Consider the following 16,004-nt stretch of genomic DNA (forward strand, 5'->3'; position numbering starts at 1 on the left):
AGAATTCACCGAAGGACGGTTTCGTGGTTCCCAATATGAAGGCCATTCTGGCCGATGCGGCCGCTGAAGGTATCATCAGCGACAGCCAGGCCGAGCAGTTGCAGTCCTACATAACCCGCAGGACCAGCGCGGCGATGCCGCCGGACATGGACGCGGCCGAGGCGGAAAGCCCGGTGGGCGACACCGAGACGCCGCGTTTCGTGCGCGGCTTTCACGATGTGCTGATCACCATCGGCATCGTCATCTTGCTCGCCGGGATCTGGGGCGTGAGCACGGTCTATGGCGCGTTGCCGGCGATCCTGATCCTTGCCGAAGTGCTGGTGCGCCGACAGCGGCTGGCCCTGCCGGCCGTCGCGCTGACTGTCGCCTTCGTGCAGTGGATCGCCGTCGTTGCGGCCCTCGTGCTGGAAACGGACGGGGAGGGGATCAGGCCGGCGGTCTATGCGCTGCTCTTTGTCCTGCCTTTCCCGGTCCTGCTCGCGCCCTTCTACTGGCGCTACCGGGTGCCGCTGTCGCTGGCGCTCCTGTTCATGACGGCCTGTGGCCTGGGGCTGGTGGCCCTCTTCAACGGGATCATCGCGGCAACCGGCGATCCGGGCTTCATCCTCAACCATCGCACGACGACCTCGGTCATCCTGCTGGCGGCGGCGCTGGCGCTGTTTGCCCTTGCGCTCAGCTTCGACCTCAAGGATCCGGCAAGGACGACGCGCAATTCGGACGTGGCGTTCTGGATGCATCTGGGTGCGGCACCGGCCTTGCTCTACGCCATGTTGTCCTTCGTCTTCATCGGGGATGCCGGCGGTTTCGCCGTCTTCTCCGAGACTGCCGGCAGCTTCGAGGCCCTGATGGTGGTCGTGATCGTCGCGATGTTCATGGGCATAGGCCTGGTGATCGACCGCCGCGCCTTCGTCACCTCAGGCCTGCTGTCGCTCGGCTTTGCCATCTACAAGCTGTTCGAGAAGGCGCAGATGGAAATCGGCTTCTATGTCTTCGTCACCCTGCTGATCGTCGGGCTCGTGGTGCTGACCATCGGCATTGGCTGGCCGTGGTTTCGCCGGGGCGTGGTCTCGACCCTTCCGCCGTCGCTTCAGGCAAAACTGCCGCCTCTTCGGTAAAAAGGGCGGCAGCTTGACGTTTCATTGTAATGTCGGGGGCGGTTCGTTTCAGGTGTTGAAACGGAAGTGGATCACGTCGCCGTCGTGGACGACATATTCCTTGCCTTCGTCGCGGCCCTTGCCGGCTTCCTTGGCGCCGACTTCGCCCTTGTAGTTGATGTAGTCGTCATAGGCGATGGTGAAGGCGCGGATGAAGCCGCGTTCGAAGTCGGTATGGATGACGCCGGCGGCGGCCGGGGCCTTGGTGCCGCGCACGATGGTCCAGGCGCGGCATTCCTTCGGGCCGACGGTGAAATAGGTGATGAGATCCAGCAGGTGGTAGCCGGCACGGATCAGGCGGTCGAGGCCCGCTTCCTCCAGGCCAAGCGCGGATAGGAATTCCTTGGCTTCTTCTTCCGGCAGCTGGGCCACTTCCGATTCGATTGCCGCCGAGATGATCACGCATTCCGCGCCCTGTTCGGCCGCCATCTTGGCGACGGCCTCCGTATGGGCATTGCCGCTCACCGCATCGGCTTCCGCGACGTTGCAGACATAGAGCACCGGATGCGAGGTCAGGAGGTTCAGGCTCTTGAGGATCTCGATATCGTCGGGGGCAAGCGTCTTCAGCAGCAGGCGGGCCGGCTTGCCTTCGTTCAGCAGCTTGATCACGGCTTCCATGACCGGCAACTGGGCCAGCGATTCCTTGTCCTTCGAGGCGGCGCGCTTGCGGGTCTGCTCGACGCGGCGTTCCAGGCTTTCGAGGTCGGCGAGCATCAGCTCGGTCTCGATGGTTTCGGCATCGCCGACCGGGTTGATGCGGCCTTCGACATGGGTGATGTCGTCGTCCTCGAAGCAGCGCAGCACGTGCACGACGGCATCGACTTCGCGGATATTGGCGAGGAACTTGTTGCCGAGGCCTTCACCCTTCGACGCGCCGCGCACCAGGCCGGCAATGTCGACGAAGGAGATGCGGGTCGGGATGATTTCCTTCGAGCCGGCGACGGCTGCGAGCTTCTGCATGCGCGGGTCCGGAACGGCGACTTCGCCGGTGTTGGGCTCGATCGTGCAGAACGGATAGTTGGCGGCCTGAGCCGCTGCCGTCTTGGTCAGCGCGTTGAAGAGGGTGGACTTGCCGACATTGGGCAAGCCGACGATACCGCATTTGAAGCCCATGGCCAGAGTACCTGCTTAGCTTGGAATGATCTTTGCCCACGCCTATGGGATAAAGGAAGGGTGCGGTCAAGTCTCCGGAACGGTGCCGGCCTATCTGCGCGCACCGTCGACGGTCGCTGCGCGTTGCGCTAGAATGCAAACTCCGGGCCGGCCGCCGAAGATCCGGGCCCGATGTCATCGTTGGAGAGGTTCCGATGACGGGAGACGATGTCGCCCTCAAGCCGAAGACGGTGACCAAGCCGAAGCCGGAAAGGCCGAAGCTCTACAAGGTCCTGCTGCTCAATGACGACTACACGCCGCGCGAGTTCGTCACCATGGTGCTGAAGGCGGTCTTCCGCATGAGCGAGGAGACCGGCTACAGGGTGATGATGACGGCCCACAAGTTCGGCTCGGCCGTGGTCGTCGTCTGCACGCGCGACATTGCCGAGACCAAGGCCAAGGAGGCGACGGATCTCGGCAAGGACGCCGGCTTTCCGCTGATGTTCACCACGGAACCCGAGGAATAGGCGTGCTGCGCCGTGATCAAGGGCGCTGGCGGTAGAGGTAGGTGTCTGGGAGTCCCAGGCGGCGACAGGCCTGAACGGGGGCAGACGAGGGCAGCATGATGCGCTCAGCGCCGAAGGCCGCGGCCTTGACCAGGGCGCGCTGCATCGGCGTTAGCGACCAGGATTGCCTGAGCCCCAGCCGGTCGCGCACCCAGCCGGGCACAAGCTCGACTGCAGCGGTGATGAGCAGCTTCTGGAAGGGACGGAGCGCCGCCGGCAGCGCCGGAACCTTGCCGACGATGTCGAGGAATTCGAAGACGATCTCGGTTTTCACCAGTCTCGAACGCATCACGTCGAACAGCATGTTCATCTCGGAAACGGAGACCGGCGCATTGGTCGCGCCGTAGAGGTCGGCCGCGGCCTTGCCCTCTGCGAGGAAGCGGTTGCGGGCCTCGTCGGAGAGCGGCCGGGCATAGCGGTGATAGGCTTCCATGAAGCCGAAGGCGGCGGTCGCCTGGACCCAGTCGAGCAGGATCGGATCGTCGGCACGGTAAGGCTTTCCCTCCGCCGTCAGGCCGGTCACCGATCCGTGCCGCCGGTTGACGCCCTCGATCATCGCCTCGGCGCGGCTGGCCGCGCCGTAGACGGTGATCATCGCGGCAAGGCCGGTGCGTTGCATGCGGGTGAGCGCGTCGGTGCGGAAGCTGCTGTGCTGCCAGACCCCGTCGCGCACATGCGGCTCGGCCAGTTCCAGCAGCACCGCGGCGATGCCGCCGATGAAAACGGTGACCGGATTCTTGAACACCTGCCAGGAGACCGAGTCGGCCGGCACCAGCGCCGGTTCTCCCTGCGGCGTGGAGAAGTCGAAAGTCATGCCCTTGGGCTGGGACAGCTTGAGGGCAAAGAGATCAAGTCTGCGGCTCAAGGGACCGGGCAGGGGTAGCGGCGATAGGGCGAGTTGCATGTAAGGGGCCTCCAAGGCTGGTCAATGCAGCAGCGGCCGTCCTTGTTCCGCCCGGGTGAGCGGGCGAAACCTAGCGGGGTGGGATCCGGCGTACCTCCAGCCCGTGTTTCGTCATGTCGAAGCCGCAGCTCCTGTAGAAGTCGAGCGTGCCGGGCCGCTTTCCGCCCGTCTGCAGGCGAACCGTGTAGCAGCCGGCGTCGAATGCCGCATCGATCGCGGTCTTCACCGTCTGGCGTCCAAGGCCGGTGCGGCGATGCGCCCCGTCGGTCACCACGTTCTCGATGAAGGCATAGGGCATGCCGCCACGGGTGAGATTGGGCACCACGATCAGGACGCATGTGCTGGCGAGAACGCCGTCGGCGAAACCACCGAACACGGTAAGGCCGTCATGATTCAGCATTTCATCGAATCGTGTCTCGGCCAAGGCAGGAGCAAGCGGCAGGTCGTTTTCGATGAGCTGCGCATAAAGCGCGAGCAGGCCTGCCAGATCGCTTTTCTGCAACGGCCGGACCTCGACGGTCTTCGACATCGCGTCAATCGTCCTTCTTGCCGAACATGCGCTTGAGCATTTCCGCCATCGGCCCCGTTTCGGGAAGCTTCTTCGGCTGGACGTTGTTGCGGGCCTGGCGGATATGCGACTGGCCGGCCGGCTTGGCAGGCTTGTCGGCCTTGTCGACCTTGGCGGGCGATGGGGCCTCCTCCTTGCCGCCGGTGGCGAGCGCCAGCTTGTTCATCAGCTTGCCGTCGTCGCCCTTGACGAGCAGGTCGGCATTGTCGGCGATGGCGTCGAGCAACGGTTCCAGCCAGATGCGATCGATCTTGGCGAAGTCGCCGAGCACATGGCCATGCACGCGGTCCTTGTCGCCCGGATGGCCGATGCCCAGGCGCAGCCGCCGGTAATCCTTGCCGCAATGGGCATCGAGGGATTTCAGTCCGTTGTGGCCGCCGTGGCCGCCGCCGGTCTTGATGCGCACCTTGCCGGGCAGGAGGTCGAGTTCGTCATGCACGGCGACGATGTCGCCAGGGCCGAGTTTGTAGAAGCGCATGGCTTCTCCGACCGATTCGCCAGACAGGTTCATGAAAGTCTGCGGCTTCATCAGCAGCACCTTTTCGCCGGCGATCTCGCCTTCGGCGATCTCGGCCCTAAACTTCTTCGCCCAGGGCGAGAAGGCATGGCGCCGGTGAATGGCGTCGACCGCCATGAAGCCGATATTGTGGCGGTTGTCGCCGTACTTCGCGCCGGGATTGCCGAGCCCCGCTATGATGATCATGAGCCGTGTCCGTCGATGATGAAAGGTCGCCTCTCAGCACCGCGAAACGGTCGCCTTGTCAACCCGGTTTGCGGCGGCGGCGCTTGCGCCGGTCAGTCGCCGGTCGGCATCTTGTACTTTTCGAAGATGGTCTTCTGCGTTCCGTCGGCGATCAGCTTGTCCAGGCCCGCCTGCATTTCCGCGATCAACGCATCGGGAAAGTCGATGTTGCAGGCGATGGCGAACTTCTGTTCGGACAGGACGAACAGCGCCTCGATGGCGTTGCCTTCAGCCTTCAGGTCCTCGAAGTACTTTTCCGAGATCGGCATCAGGTCGATGCGTCCGCTCATCAGCTTCTTGAAGGTGAGCTTCAGGTCGGTGGCGAGGTCGATCTTCGGGAAGCCGTTCCGCTCGAGAAGATCCTGGGTATAGTCGTTGCGCTGGGTGCCGACGGTGTACTGGCGGGCTTCCTCGATCGAGCGCGGCTTGATGCCGGAGGCCTTGTTGGCGATCATCACGTTGCGGTCGATGGCGAGCGGCTCCACCCATTTGAAGCGCTTGTCGCGCTCGGCGATATGGGCGGTGGTGAACACGCAGTGCGTCCGGTCGGTCTCGGCAAGCGACAGCGCCCGGGCCCAGGGCATCATCTCGATCGTGTGATCGGCCTTGACGTATTTCATCAGGGCGACCGTCTGTTCGTAGCCGACCCCCTTGTATTCGCCGCCCTCGCGGAAATTGTAGGGCGGGTAGTCCTCGGTGGTGAAATGGATGGTCTCGGCACTAGCGGCGCCGGCCAATGTCATCGACAGAAGAAATGCGGCGATCCTCATAGGCACTTTCCTTCTCGATATCAGCGGATGCTCAGGCGACCGAGCTCCTGCGGTTGCGTTTTACTGCCATTGTCTCGATCAGTTGGCTGACCGGTTGCGGCCGGGCGAACAGATAGCCCTGGCCGCGATCGACGCCGAACTGGCGCAGGATGTCGCGCTGTTCCTCAGTCTCGATGCCTTCGGCCACGACCGAGCATTCCATCTTGTGCGAAATCGCCGTGATGCCTTCGACCAGCATGCGGCTCTTGTGCTGCAGTTCCGGCTCCTCGACCGAAAGCGATCGGATGAAGGACTGGTCGATCTTGACGATGTCGACGGGGAAGCGGTTGAGGTAGCTGAGCGACGAATAGCCGGTGCCGAAGTCGTCGAGCGCGATGCGGCAGCCGAAGCGGTTGAATTCGTCGAGAATGGTGCGGATCTGCGGGTTGTCGTGTAGCAGCGTCGCTTCGGTGATTTCGATCACCAGGCGGTGCGGCGCGATGCCGTAGCGGGTGCTCAGTGCCGCGAGCCGGATCGGCAGGCCCTGGTCGAACTGCAGCGGCGAGAAATTGATGGCGATATAGGCCTCGTCGTCCTTCGTCGCCTTCGAGATCTTCACCAGATTGGCGAGGGCCTTTTCCAGAATGCGGTTGCCGATGCGGGTGATCGCACCGGTTTCTTCCGCGACCTTGATGATGTCGCTGGGCGGAAGGGTGCCCTTGGTCGGGTGCTCCAGCCGCAGCAGCGCCTCGTAGCCGACGACCCGGTTGCTGGCGAGATCGACGATCGGCTGGAAATAGGCCTCGAACCAGTCCTCCTCGAGGCCAGCCTCGATGTCGCGCTCGATCGCGGCGCGCTGGCGGGTGGTGTCCTGGATCAGCGGATCGTAGAGCAGGGCGCCGTTCTTGCCGTCGCGCTTCTTGCTGTACATGGCCATGTCGGATTTTTGCAGCAGCTCGGCGGCATTGCTGGCATGGCGCGGATAGAGCGCCACGCCGACGCTGGCGCTGAGGCGCACCGTGGCGCCCTGCACCAGCAGCGGCTCATCGAAGATGGCGCAGAGGCGGTGGCTGAGCTCCAGCGCGTCGTGCTCGACGCTGGCGGAGCGCAGGAGAACGGCAAATTCGTCGCCGCCGAGGCGGGCGGCCACGGCGCCGGACGGCAGGAGCGGGCGCATCAGGTCGACCAGCATGCGCAGGACCGTATCGCCGGCCTGATGGCCGAGATTGTCGTTGATCCACTTGAAGCGGTCGAGGTCGACGAAGATGCAGGCCAGTTCCCCGCCCATTGCGTCGGTCTGGCGGATTTCGGCATCCAGCGCGTTTTCGAAACCCTGGCGGTTCATCAGGCCGGTCAGGTGGTCGGTGATGGCCTGGCGGTGGTTGCGGGCCTCGGACTGCTTGAGCGCGGTCACGTCGGTCATGACACTCAGCGACAGCCCGTTCTCGCCGGTCTTGCCCTCCTTGCTCGCCTCGACGATCAGTACGTCCATGAGGTTGCCGTCAGCGCAGACGAACTTGGTCGTGCTCTCGACCACGGCATTCTCGCGGTGCTTCTGCCGCTTGCGCTCGAGATAGCCCTCGCGGGCATCCTCATGCACGAGGTCGGCGAAACGCTTGCCGAGCACATCGTTGCGCTGGTAGCCGGTGGCCAGCAGCCAGTAGTCGCTGACGCCGGTGATGCGGTCCTGCTCGTCGAGCGAGAACAGCATGGCGGGGGTCAGGTTGTAGATGTCGGTGGCGCGGCGGTGGGCGATCTTCAGTTCGCGCTCTTCCTGCTCGAGCTGGATCTGCATGGCGTTGAAACTCTTCGCCAGCCGTCCGATCTCGTCGTTGGAGTGCCAGTCGACGTGATGGCGCGAGCCGAGCTGGCGGGTCGCCTCGATCGCCGCCGTCAGCTTCATCAGGGGCTGGATGATCATCAGGCGGTTGCCGAAGATCGCGGCGAGGACGACGCCAAGGACGGCGACGACGAAAATGCCGATCAGGATGGCTTCCGCGTCGCGCAACGAGGACAGCGTATCGAACCGGCCGTAGTAGATGGTGATCGTTCCGACCGGCTTTCGGCCTTCCACGCCCTCGTAGAAGATTTCCCGCGACTTCGATTCCACGCCGCTTTTCGGCCAGGCCGGCAGGGGCGGCAAGGAGATGTTGATGCCGCCCGACAGGTCTCGGACCTGCACCTTGCTGACACCGTTGGCGGAGACGATGGTTGCGGCGATCTGTTCGACGCCCTCGCGGTCGAAGTCCCACATCGGCTTGGCCAGCGCCTGGGAATTGGTGGCCAGCAGGATTTCCACGTGATCCTGGAGTTCCTTGGCGGCGCGTTCGGACGACAGCGTCAGGAACAGCGCGAACAGCGGTACCACCAGAATGAAGACGGTGACGGCGACGATGGCAAGGAAACGGCTTTCGATCGACCGGGTCATGGCGCGGCGGTCCCATCAAACATGTGACGGTCCTTGATCAAAGCCAAGACGATATGCTCCCCGATGCCCATGAATTGAAACCGCAGGCTTTCACGAATTGATTAAATCTCGCTAAAGCAGTGGCTCACAAATTTCGCGCAAGTTATATCTATCTGCTCGGTTCTTGCATAAAAAATCCCGCCTCCGATGGGAGGCGGGATCGTCATGCGGCAACGATGCTGCCGTATATTATCAGGCTTCTGCTTCGCCTTCTTCGGCGATGCCGCCAGCCGGAGCGACGATCGTGGCGATCGTGAAGTCGCGGTCGGTGATGACCGGGGTGACGCCAGCCGGCAGCTTGACATGCGAGATGTGCAGGCTGTCGCCGATCTTGTGGCCGGCGAGGTCGACGGTGATGAATTCCGGAATGTCGTTGGCCGGGCAGTGCAGCTCGACTTCGTGACGAACGACGTTCAGAACGCCACCGATCTTGATGGCCGACTTGTCTTCGTTGATGAAGTGGACCGGAACTTCCACGGTGACCTTGCTGTCAGCGGAGACGCGCAGGAAGTCGACGTGCATGGTGAAGTCGCGGACCGGATCGAGCTGGTAGTCCTTCGGCAGGACGCTGATCTTCTCGCCGTTGACTTCGATCGTGGCGACGGTGGTCATGAAACCGCCGGCGTGAATACGCTTCGTCACTTCGTTGGTGTTGAGCGAGATCGCGATGGGGGCCTGCTTGTCACCGTAGATGACAGCGGGAATCAAACCGTTGCGGCGAAGTTCACGGGAGGACCCCTTACCTACCCGTTCGCGCGCCTCGGCCTTGAGCTCGTAAGAAGAGTGGCTCATGGTTTTACCTTTCGAGGTTGTTTGGAGAGTCTCGCCGGCGTACCATATCGTCGCCTGCTGAAACCGGAGGCCTCATAGAGATCCTCATCCGCGTTGCCTCCAAGGGTGTCTACACGGACGGGCGCGCTATAGAACAGAAGCGCCGGAAAGGCAAGCTTTGCCGGGCGTTTTCCTCGCCAAGGGACGAGCATGCCACCTTTCGGCTCTGAGGCCAGCGCCGTTTTCCATGCGGGCGGGCAGGTGGCTGGCGAAGGTGTCTCACATCTGCGACAGTTTGCGCCACGACAATGCGGCAGTGCTTGTTTTAGTCCATGGTCATTGAAAGAGTCCCACGACGAAGGCATTATCGCTTTGGGAGGAGCCGATGCGCCAGCCATCCAACCATTCTGACCTCGTCTACGCGACCGCGTCGCAGAGTTCCGCGGCCGCAAGTTCGCCGATCGCCGCGTCGTGGCGGCGCTGCCTCAACCTCCACCAACTGGCCCCCGAAGAGGGCCGCAAGCCGGTCCAGGTCGAGGATGCGGTGTTCCGCTCGGCGCGGGAGCGGATGGAGCATCTCGTCCTTGCCTGCAGCGACGAGGTGGACCGCCTGCACCAGACGATCGGGCGCTCCGGTTGCTGCATCGTGCTGTCCGACCGCGACGGGATCGTGCTCGATCGGCGAGGATCGGCCGGCGACGACGCCGACTTCCGCGAACTGGGGCTATGGCAGCAGAATGTCTGGAGCGAGGCGAGCGTCGGCACCAACGGAATTGGCACGGCGCTGGCCGACGAGCGTGCCGTCATCATCCACCGGGAGCAGCATTTCCTCAGCTCCAACATCGAGCTGAGCTGCGCCACGGCGCCGATCCGCGACCACATGGGCCGGGTGGCTGCCGCCCTCGACATTTCCACCTGCCGGAGCGACGTGACCGACATGACGCTGGCGATCCTGTCCCAGGCGGTGCGCGACGTCGCCTCGCGGGTCGAGGCAACACTCTTCCGCCAGGCCTTTCCGGGCGCGCGCATCATCATGGTGCCGACCGCCCATGCTGCAACCGCGGCCCTCATCGCGGTCGACTATGACGACCTGATCCTCGGGGCAACAAAGGCCGCGCGTGCCGCCCTCAAGCTCGATGACCAGCGGATCGCCCAGGGGCTGCCGGCGGCCGACGCCTTGCTCGAGAGCCGAGGTGATGCGAGTTCCGATCTGGACGACGCGGAGCGGGCGGCGCTGCGGCGCGCGCTGACACGCACCAATGGCAATGTTTCGCAAGCCGCACAGTTTCTCGGCATCAGCCGGGCCACCTTGCATCGCAAGATCAAGCGGTTCTCCCTGCAATAGTCCGATAGGCCTTATCTGTCGCATTCCTGAAACAGTGTGCGCTGCGGTATGATTTCGCCTCCCTATCGCCGCCGACCGTTCTCCGCAATCATCCTCGCACGGGTCCGTTGGAGGGACCTTTTCCAGGGAGGATGACAGCATGAACATTCAGGTGCAGACCACGAGCAAGACGCCGTTCAAGCTCCGCTACGGCAATTTCATCGGTGGCCAGTGGGTCGAGCCGGTCAATGGCCGCTACTTCGACAACACCACGCCGGTGACCGGCGGCAAGCTTTGCGAGGTTGCCCGCTCCGACGAGCAGGACGTCAACCTGGCGCTCGACGCAGCCCACGCCGCCAAGGACAAATGGGGTCGGACGTCCACCACCGAACGCTCCAACATCCTGATGAAGGTGGCGCAGCGGATGGAGGACAATCTCGAACTGCTCGCCCGCGCCGAGACCTGGGACAACGGCAAGCCGTTGCGCGAAACCATGGCGGCCGACATTCCGCTCGCCATCGACCATTTCCGCTATTTCGCCGCCTGCATTCGCGCCCAGGAAGGCACGATCGGCGAAGTCGACCACGACACGATCGCCTATCACTTCCATGAGCCGCTCGGCGTCGTCGGCCAGATCATTCCGTGGAACTTCCCGATCCTGATGGCTGCGTGGAAGGTCGCACCGGCGCTCGCCGCCGGCAATTGCGTCGTCCTGAAACCGGCCGAGCAAACCCCGGCCTCGATCCTGGTACTCGCCGAACTGATCGCCGACCTGCTGCCGCCGGGCGTATTGAACATCGTCAACGGTTTCGGCCTTGAAGCCGGCAAGCCGCTGGCCACCAGCCCGCGCATCGCCAAGATCGCCTTTACCGGCGAGACCTCGACCGGCCGGCTGATCATGCAGTATGCCAGCCAGAACCTGATCCCGGTCACGCTCGAACTCGGCGGCAAGTCGCCCAACATCTTCTTCGAAGACGTCATGCGCGAGGACGACGACTATCTCGACAAGGCGCTCGAAGGCTTCGCCATGTTTGCGCTCAACCAGGGCGAGGTCTGCACCTGCCCGAGCCGCGCGCTGATCCATGAGAAGATCTACGACCGCTTCATGGAGAAAGCGCTGAAGCGCGTTGCCGCCATCAAGCAGGGCGACCCGCTCGACATGTCGACGATGATCGGCGCCCAGGCGTCCAGCGAACAGCTGGAAAAGATCCTGTCCTACATGGATATCGGCCGCCAGGAAGGCGCCGAAGTGCTGATCGGCGGCGAGCGCAACAACCTGGCGGGCGATCTCGCCGGCGGTTACTACGTCAAGCCGACGGTGTTCAAGGGCCACAACAAGATGCGGGTCTTCCAGGAGGAAATCTTCGGACCCGTGGTGTCGGTCACGACCTTCAAGGACGATGCCGAAGCGCTCGAAATCGCCAATGACACGCTCTACGGCCTCGGCTCGGGCGTGTGGAGCCGCGACGCCAATCGCTGCTACAATTTCGGCCGCGACATCCAGGCTGGCCGTGTGTGGACCAATTGCTACCATGCCTATCCGGCCCATGCGGCCTTCGGTGGCTACAAGCAGTCCGGCATCGGTCGCGAGACCCACAAGATGATGCTCGATCACTACCAGCAGACCAAGAACATGCTGGTGAGCTACAGCCCGAAGGCGCTTGGCTTCTTCTGATCCACCATCTCCACAGGGAAGAGGTCTGTTGCCCCCGCTTCAGCCTCTTGCCGTCCCTCTCCCTGCCCCTGGCAGGGGGAGGGATTGCCGTTTCGGGAAGGAGGAATACGCCATGATCGACGAGACCAATCCGGCGGAGCCGCGCGTGATAGCCACGCAGGCGGCGCTCGACTTCATCCGAGAGATCCAGGCGGATCATCCAGACATTCTGTTTCATCAGTCCGGCGGGTGTTGCGACGGCTCGTCGCCGATGTGCTATCCGACCGCCGAGTACCGGGTCGGCGAGACCGACGTGAAGCTCGGAGAGATCGGCGGCGTGCCGGTCTATATCAGCGGGTCGCAGTACGAGGTCTGGAAACACACGCAGCTGATTATCGACGTGGTGCCGGGGCGAGGGGGTATGTTCTCGCTCGACAACGGACGCGAGCGACGCTTCCTCACGCGCTCGCGGCTGTTTTCCGGCGGCGAGGCCTGCGCCGTTCCGGCAGTCGCGGCGAAGACCTCCGCATAGGCTCGAAACAGGAAGTCCCGCGGAGCCTGCGCTTCGCGGGACTTTTCAGTCCTGGCAGTCTTGTCTCAGGCGGCGCGGCGGGCCGGTCCGCGCGGGGCGTGGTCGATGGCAAAACTGTTGACCTGCTGGGTCAGTCCGTCGGCTTCGCTGGCCAGCGCGAAGGCGGCGGCGGTGGTTTCCTCGACCATGGCCGCATTCTGCTGAGTCACCTGGTCGAGATCGTTGACCGAGGCATTGATCTCGCCGAGTCGCTGCGACTGTTCGCGCGACGCGTCGGCGATCGAGCCGATATGGTTGTTGATCGTCTCGATATTGCCCTCGATCTTGTGCAGGCTCTCGCCCGTCTTCAGCACCAGAGCCACGCCGTCGGCGACGTCGTTGGTCGAGGTGTTGATCAGCTGGCTGATGTCGCGGGCGGCGCCCGAGGACTTCTGTGCGAGCTCCCGCACCTCCTGGGCGACGACGGCAAAGCCCTTGCCGGCCTCGCCGGCACGAGCTGCCTCGACGCCGGCATTGAGCGCCAGCAGATTGGTCTGGAAGGCGATCTGGTCGATCACGTCGATGATCTGGCGGATCTTGGCCGAGGAGCTTTCGATCCGCTCCATGGCAACGATCGCGTCATTGACCACACTGGAGGAGGTCTTGGCGTCCGAGAGCGTGTCGGCGGTCACCTTGACGGCGGTCTCGCAGCGCTTGAGGGCGTCGTTGACCGATCCGGTCATTTCGCCAAGGGCCGCGGCTGCCTCTTCCAGCGAGGCGGCCTGGCGCTCCGTGCGATGGGAGAGATTCTCCGAGGCGCTCTTCAGATCCGCAGATCCCGCGCGGATCGTGTCGGCGCTTTCGCTGATGGTGCGGATGGTGTCTTCCAGGCGTTCCACCGAGTTGTTGAAGTCGACGCGCAGGTGATCGAGAGACGCCACGAAGGGCCGCTCGATGCGCAGGTCGAGGCGGCCACCCGACAGGTTCTGCAGACCGCCGGCGAGGGCGGAGACGGCATCCTCGAGTTCCTTGGCACTGCGGGTCTTCTCCGCCTCGCGCTGGCGCCGCTCGTCGTCGATCTGGGCGCCGCGTTGCACGGCATCCGCTTCCATGCGCTCCTTTTCGACCGCGTTCTGGCGGAAGGATTCCAATGCCCGCGCCATGACGCCGATCTCGTCGGCCCGACCCGTCGCGGTGATGTCGATATTCTTGTCGCCCTCGTTCAGCCGGTTCATCAGGCGAGCCAGATCGGTGAGCGGCCGGGTGAGGCCGGAGGAGACCATCATGCCCACCCCGCCCATGGCGACGAGAACGGCCACGGTCGTCAACACCGCCCACCAGGCGAGTTCGTTGGCGGAGGCAAGCACCTTGGCTTCGTCCTGTCCGACGACGAGCAGGTGTTTCTGGCCGAACAGGGTGACGGGCAGGTAGGAGTAGAAGGACGAATGGTCGCCCGAAACGGCGAAGGTCGACCCGGTTTCGCCAGTCGATGCTGCGGTTTTCAGCGCTGGGGCGATCACGGCGTCCTTGCCGCCGCTGACCGTGCCGCCGCGCACCGTGCCGTCGCCGCTGAGCAGGAAGGCATCGTCGATGCTGGTGCCGAGCCCGTCGGGCGCCAGCATGGCGGAAAGCCTGCTCGCGGAAATGCGCATGATCACCACGCCCTTCTTCACCGTCTCTCCCCAAACGGAGATGGCGAGCGGCTTTGCGATCAGCGCCGAGGCGCCGTCTTCGCCCTGCGGGTAGTCGGCGAAGCCGGAGACATGCGTCTCGTCGAGCTTGCCGGCGTTGGCGCGGTCGTAGATCTCCTTGATCGCCGCATTTTCGGGGTCGGCCACGGTGGAGAGGAATTCCTTGCCCTTGGTGACCGTGTAGACCAGCGTGCCGGCGTTATCGATGATGATCACGTCGCTGGCATTGGTGTTTTTCCAGGCGCTTGCGGCCGTGCCGTGGAAGCTCGCATGGCGCACGCCGTAGAGCAGCTTGAGCTTTGAGCCGTCGATGGCGGCGCGCTCGTCGATGCTCATGCCGGCGGGCTGGAAGACCTGTTTGATGTCCTTGGCTTCGAGGGGAATGATGTTGACCATCATGTCCGTCGCTTCGCCGATCGCCGTGTTCTGCGCGAGGTCAGAGAGGGACTGGTCGATCCGCCTGATATAGGCGTTGAGGTCCTTCGACTGGGTATTGGTGACGGATTCGAGCCGAAGCTTGCCGGCCTCGATCAGGCCGCTCTTGCCGACCTGGTAGCTCAGGATGCCGACGGACAGGCAAGAGACGAGCGTTGCGCCGACGACGAGCGCGGCAAATTTGGCTTTGACGGATGACAAGGCGCGCGGTTTGGCGCCGCCCAAATGGCTTCGTAACATAAATTTCCCTCCCACGGGCATACAACCTATGGGAAGTTTCGAGCGAATTGCTTACGGAGCGGTTAAGCGAGGGGTGGTTGATCTGGGAGTGGCGGCGCGCTTGCGTGCGCCGCCAGGGATCAGTCGAACAGGCTCGATACCGATTCTTCGGCGCTGGTGCGGTTGATCGCCTCGCCCAGCAGGTTGGCCGTCGTCAGCACGCGGATGTTGTGGGCGGACTGGACCGCCGTGGTCGGCTGGATCGAGTCGGTGATGACCAGCTCGCGCAGCTTGGAGGAGGTCACGCGGGCGACCGCGCCGCCGGACAGCACGCCATGAGTGATATAGGCGGTGACACTGGTGGCCCCGTTCTTCAACAGCGCTTCGGCCGCATTGCAGAGCGTTCCGCCGCTGTCGACGATATCGTCGATCAGGATGCAGTCCTTGCCGGCCACCTCGCCGATGACGTTCATGACTTCCGATTCACCCGGCCGGTCGCGACGTTTGTCGACGATGGCCAGCAGACAGTCGAGCCGCTTGGCGAGCGAACGGGCACGCACCACACCGCCGACGTCGGGCGAGACGACCGTCACGTTCTTCGTGTCGTAGCGATCCTTAACGTCTCGGGCGAGCAGCGGCACGGCATAGAGGTTGTCGGTCGGGATGTCGAAGAAGCCCTGGATCTGGCCCGCATGCAGGTCGAGGGTCAGCACGCGATCGGCGCCGGCCTCGGTGATCAGATTGGCGACGAGCTTGGCCGAGATCGGGGTGCGCGGGCCGGGTTTGCGGTCCTGGCGGGCATAGCCGAAATAGGGAAGGACTGCCGTGATGCGCTTGGCCGACGAGCGGCGGAAGGCATCGATCATGATCAGCAGTTCCATCAGGTGATCGTTGGTGGGAAATGATGTCGACTGGACGACAAAGACGTCCTCACCGCGCACATTTTCCTGGATTTCTACGAAAATTTCCTGGTCTGCGAACCGCCTGACACTGGCTTTTCCGAGTGGTACGTTGAGATAATTGCAGATTGCCTCGGCGAGCTGCCGGTTCGAATTACCTGCGAAAACCTTCATGTTGGTCCGCCTGTTGTCATGCTGAGATGGGCGCTTTTTAGCGCCCTTCCCCCCGAATGCAAGTGGTTTGCCGGAAATGCCTAC

General features: G+C 63.5%; 14 protein-coding genes. 5 read left to right on the forward strand and 9 right to left on the reverse strand.

Annotated features, from left to right (window positions below):
- Nucleotides 1–23: 23 nt before the first annotated feature.
- Complete coding sequence (locus tag AC07Y0_RS04460; protein WP_498674922.1) at nt 24–1,115, forward strand: hypothetical protein; 1,092 nt, start codon at nt 24–26, stop codon at nt 1,113–1,115.
- A gap of 48 nt (nt 1,116–1,163) precedes the next feature.
- Here the strand turns inward: AC07Y0_RS04460 and ychF are convergent, their stop codons facing one another.
- Entirely contained in the window at nt 1,164–2,267 is a 1,104-nt protein-coding gene (gene ychF, locus AC07Y0_RS04465; protein WP_498674923.1) for a redox-regulated ATPase YchF, read from the reverse strand.
- 194 nt (nt 2,268–2,461) lie between these two features.
- On the opposite strand from ychF, the gene clpS reads away from it, so the two are divergent.
- Entirely contained in the window at nt 2,462–2,773 is a 312-nt protein-coding gene (gene clpS / locus AC07Y0_RS04470) for an ATP-dependent Clp protease adapter ClpS (protein WP_498674925.1), read from the forward strand.
- Between the two features lie 16 nt (nt 2,774–2,789).
- Here clpS and AC07Y0_RS04475 read toward each other — a convergent pair whose 3' ends face one another.
- The 6 genes from AC07Y0_RS04475 to AC07Y0_RS04500 all read right to left on the reverse strand — a co-directional run bounded on the left by AC07Y0_RS04475 (nt 2,790) and on the right by AC07Y0_RS04500 (nt 9,034).
- On the reverse strand, nt 2,790–3,716 hold the full coding sequence (locus AC07Y0_RS04475; protein WP_498674927.1) for an oxygenase MpaB family protein: 927 nt from the start codon (nt 3,714–3,716) through the stop codon (nt 2,790–2,792).
- A 70-nt stretch (nt 3,717–3,786) separates the two neighbouring features.
- Nucleotides 3,787–4,245, reverse strand: coding sequence for a GNAT family N-acetyltransferase (locus AC07Y0_RS04480; protein ID WP_498674929.1), 459 nt, complete (start codon nt 4,243–4,245; stop codon nt 3,787–3,789).
- A 4-nt stretch (nt 4,246–4,249) separates the two neighbouring features.
- Nucleotides 4,250–4,987, reverse strand: coding sequence for an aminoacyl-tRNA hydrolase (gene pth / locus AC07Y0_RS04485; RefSeq protein ID WP_498674931.1), 738 nt, complete (start codon nt 4,985–4,987; stop codon nt 4,250–4,252).
- A 92-nt stretch (nt 4,988–5,079) separates the two neighbouring features.
- Complete coding sequence (locus AC07Y0_RS04490) at nt 5,080–5,796, reverse strand: substrate-binding periplasmic protein (RefSeq protein WP_498674932.1); 717 nt, start codon at nt 5,794–5,796, stop codon at nt 5,080–5,082.
- Between the two features lie 31 nt (nt 5,797–5,827).
- Complete coding sequence (locus AC07Y0_RS04495; protein ID WP_498674934.1) at nt 5,828–8,203, reverse strand: EAL domain-containing protein; 2,376 nt, start codon at nt 8,201–8,203, stop codon at nt 5,828–5,830.
- A 231-nt stretch (nt 8,204–8,434) separates the two neighbouring features.
- A complete protein-coding gene (locus AC07Y0_RS04500) occupies nt 8,435–9,034 on the reverse strand; it encodes a 50S ribosomal protein L25/general stress protein Ctc (protein WP_498674936.1) in 600 nt (199 codons plus the stop codon).
- Between the two features lie 364 nt (nt 9,035–9,398).
- Between AC07Y0_RS04500 and AC07Y0_RS04505 the strand changes: the two genes are divergently transcribed.
- The 3 genes from AC07Y0_RS04505 to AC07Y0_RS04515 all read left to right on the forward strand — a co-directional run bounded on the left by AC07Y0_RS04505 (nt 9,399) and on the right by AC07Y0_RS04515 (nt 12,523).
- Nucleotides 9,399–10,358, forward strand: a complete 960-nt coding sequence (locus AC07Y0_RS04505; protein ID WP_498674938.1) for a helix-turn-helix domain-containing protein — start codon at nt 9,399–9,401, stop codon at nt 10,356–10,358.
- A 139-nt stretch (nt 10,359–10,497) separates the two neighbouring features.
- Nucleotides 10,498–12,012, forward strand: a complete 1,515-nt coding sequence (adh, locus tag AC07Y0_RS04510; RefSeq protein ID WP_498674940.1) for an aldehyde dehydrogenase — start codon at nt 10,498–10,500, stop codon at nt 12,010–12,012.
- 112 nt (nt 12,013–12,124) lie between these two features.
- Complete coding sequence (locus AC07Y0_RS04515) at nt 12,125–12,523, forward strand: DUF779 domain-containing protein (protein WP_498674942.1); 399 nt, start codon at nt 12,125–12,127, stop codon at nt 12,521–12,523.
- A 65-nt stretch (nt 12,524–12,588) separates the two neighbouring features.
- Here the strand turns inward: AC07Y0_RS04515 and AC07Y0_RS04520 are convergent, their stop codons facing one another.
- Together AC07Y0_RS04520 and AC07Y0_RS04525 are read right to left on the reverse strand one after the other, a co-directional pair.
- Nucleotides 12,589–14,868: a methyl-accepting chemotaxis protein gene (locus AC07Y0_RS04520; protein WP_498674944.1), complete on the reverse strand. Its 2,280-nt coding sequence runs from the start codon at nt 14,866–14,868 to the stop codon at nt 12,589–12,591.
- Between the two features lie 119 nt (nt 14,869–14,987).
- Nucleotides 14,988–15,920 (reverse strand): ribose-phosphate pyrophosphokinase, encoded by a 933-nt coding sequence (locus AC07Y0_RS04525; protein WP_498674945.1) that lies wholly within the window; start codon nt 15,918–15,920, stop codon nt 14,988–14,990.
- Nucleotides 15,921–16,004: the final 84 nt, after the last annotated feature.

This window comes from Allorhizobium sp. GW101-3B10 (assembly GCF_059424725.1).

Bases quoted from the DNA above. Each gene is read 5' to 3' on its own strand.
- pth (WP_498674931.1), bottom strand. From the start codon at position 4,987: ATGATCATCATAGCGGGGCTCGGCAATCCCGGCGCGAAGTACGGCGAC.
- AC07Y0_RS04480 (WP_498674929.1), bottom strand. From the start codon at position 4,245: ATGTCGAAGACCGTCGAGGTCCGGCCGTTGCAGAAAAGCGATCTGGCA.
- AC07Y0_RS04505 (WP_498674938.1), top strand. From the start codon at position 9,399: ATGCGCCAGCCATCCAACCATTCTGACCTCGTCTACGCGACCGCGTCG.
- clpS (WP_498674925.1), top strand. From the start codon at position 2,462: ATGACGGGAGACGATGTCGCCCTCAAGCCGAAGACGGTGACCAAGCCG.
- AC07Y0_RS04525 (WP_498674945.1), bottom strand. From the start codon at position 15,920: ATGAAGGTTTTCGCAGGTAATTCGAACCGGCAGCTCGCCGAGGCAATC.
- AC07Y0_RS04500 (WP_498674936.1), bottom strand. From the start codon at position 9,034: ATGAGCCACTCTTCTTACGAGCTCAAGGCCGAGGCGCGCGAACGGGTA.
- AC07Y0_RS04475 (WP_498674927.1), bottom strand. From the start codon at position 3,716: ATGCAACTCGCCCTATCGCCGCTACCCCTGCCCGGTCCCTTGAGCCGC.
- adh (WP_498674940.1), top strand. From the start codon at position 10,498: ATGAACATTCAGGTGCAGACCACGAGCAAGACGCCGTTCAAGCTCCGC.
- AC07Y0_RS04520 (WP_498674944.1), bottom strand. From the start codon at position 14,868: ATGTTACGAAGCCATTTGGGCGGCGCCAAACCGCGCGCCTTGTCATCC.
- ychF (WP_498674923.1), bottom strand. From the start codon at position 2,267: ATGGGCTTCAAATGCGGTATCGTCGGCTTGCCCAATGTCGGCAAGTCC.
- AC07Y0_RS04495 (WP_498674934.1), bottom strand. From the start codon at position 8,203: ATGACCCGGTCGATCGAAAGCCGTTTCCTTGCCATCGTCGCCGTCACC.
- AC07Y0_RS04515 (WP_498674942.1), top strand. From the start codon at position 12,125: ATGATCGACGAGACCAATCCGGCGGAGCCGCGCGTGATAGCCACGCAG.
- AC07Y0_RS04490 (WP_498674932.1), bottom strand. From the start codon at position 5,796: ATGAGGATCGCCGCATTTCTTCTGTCGATGACATTGGCCGGCGCCGCT.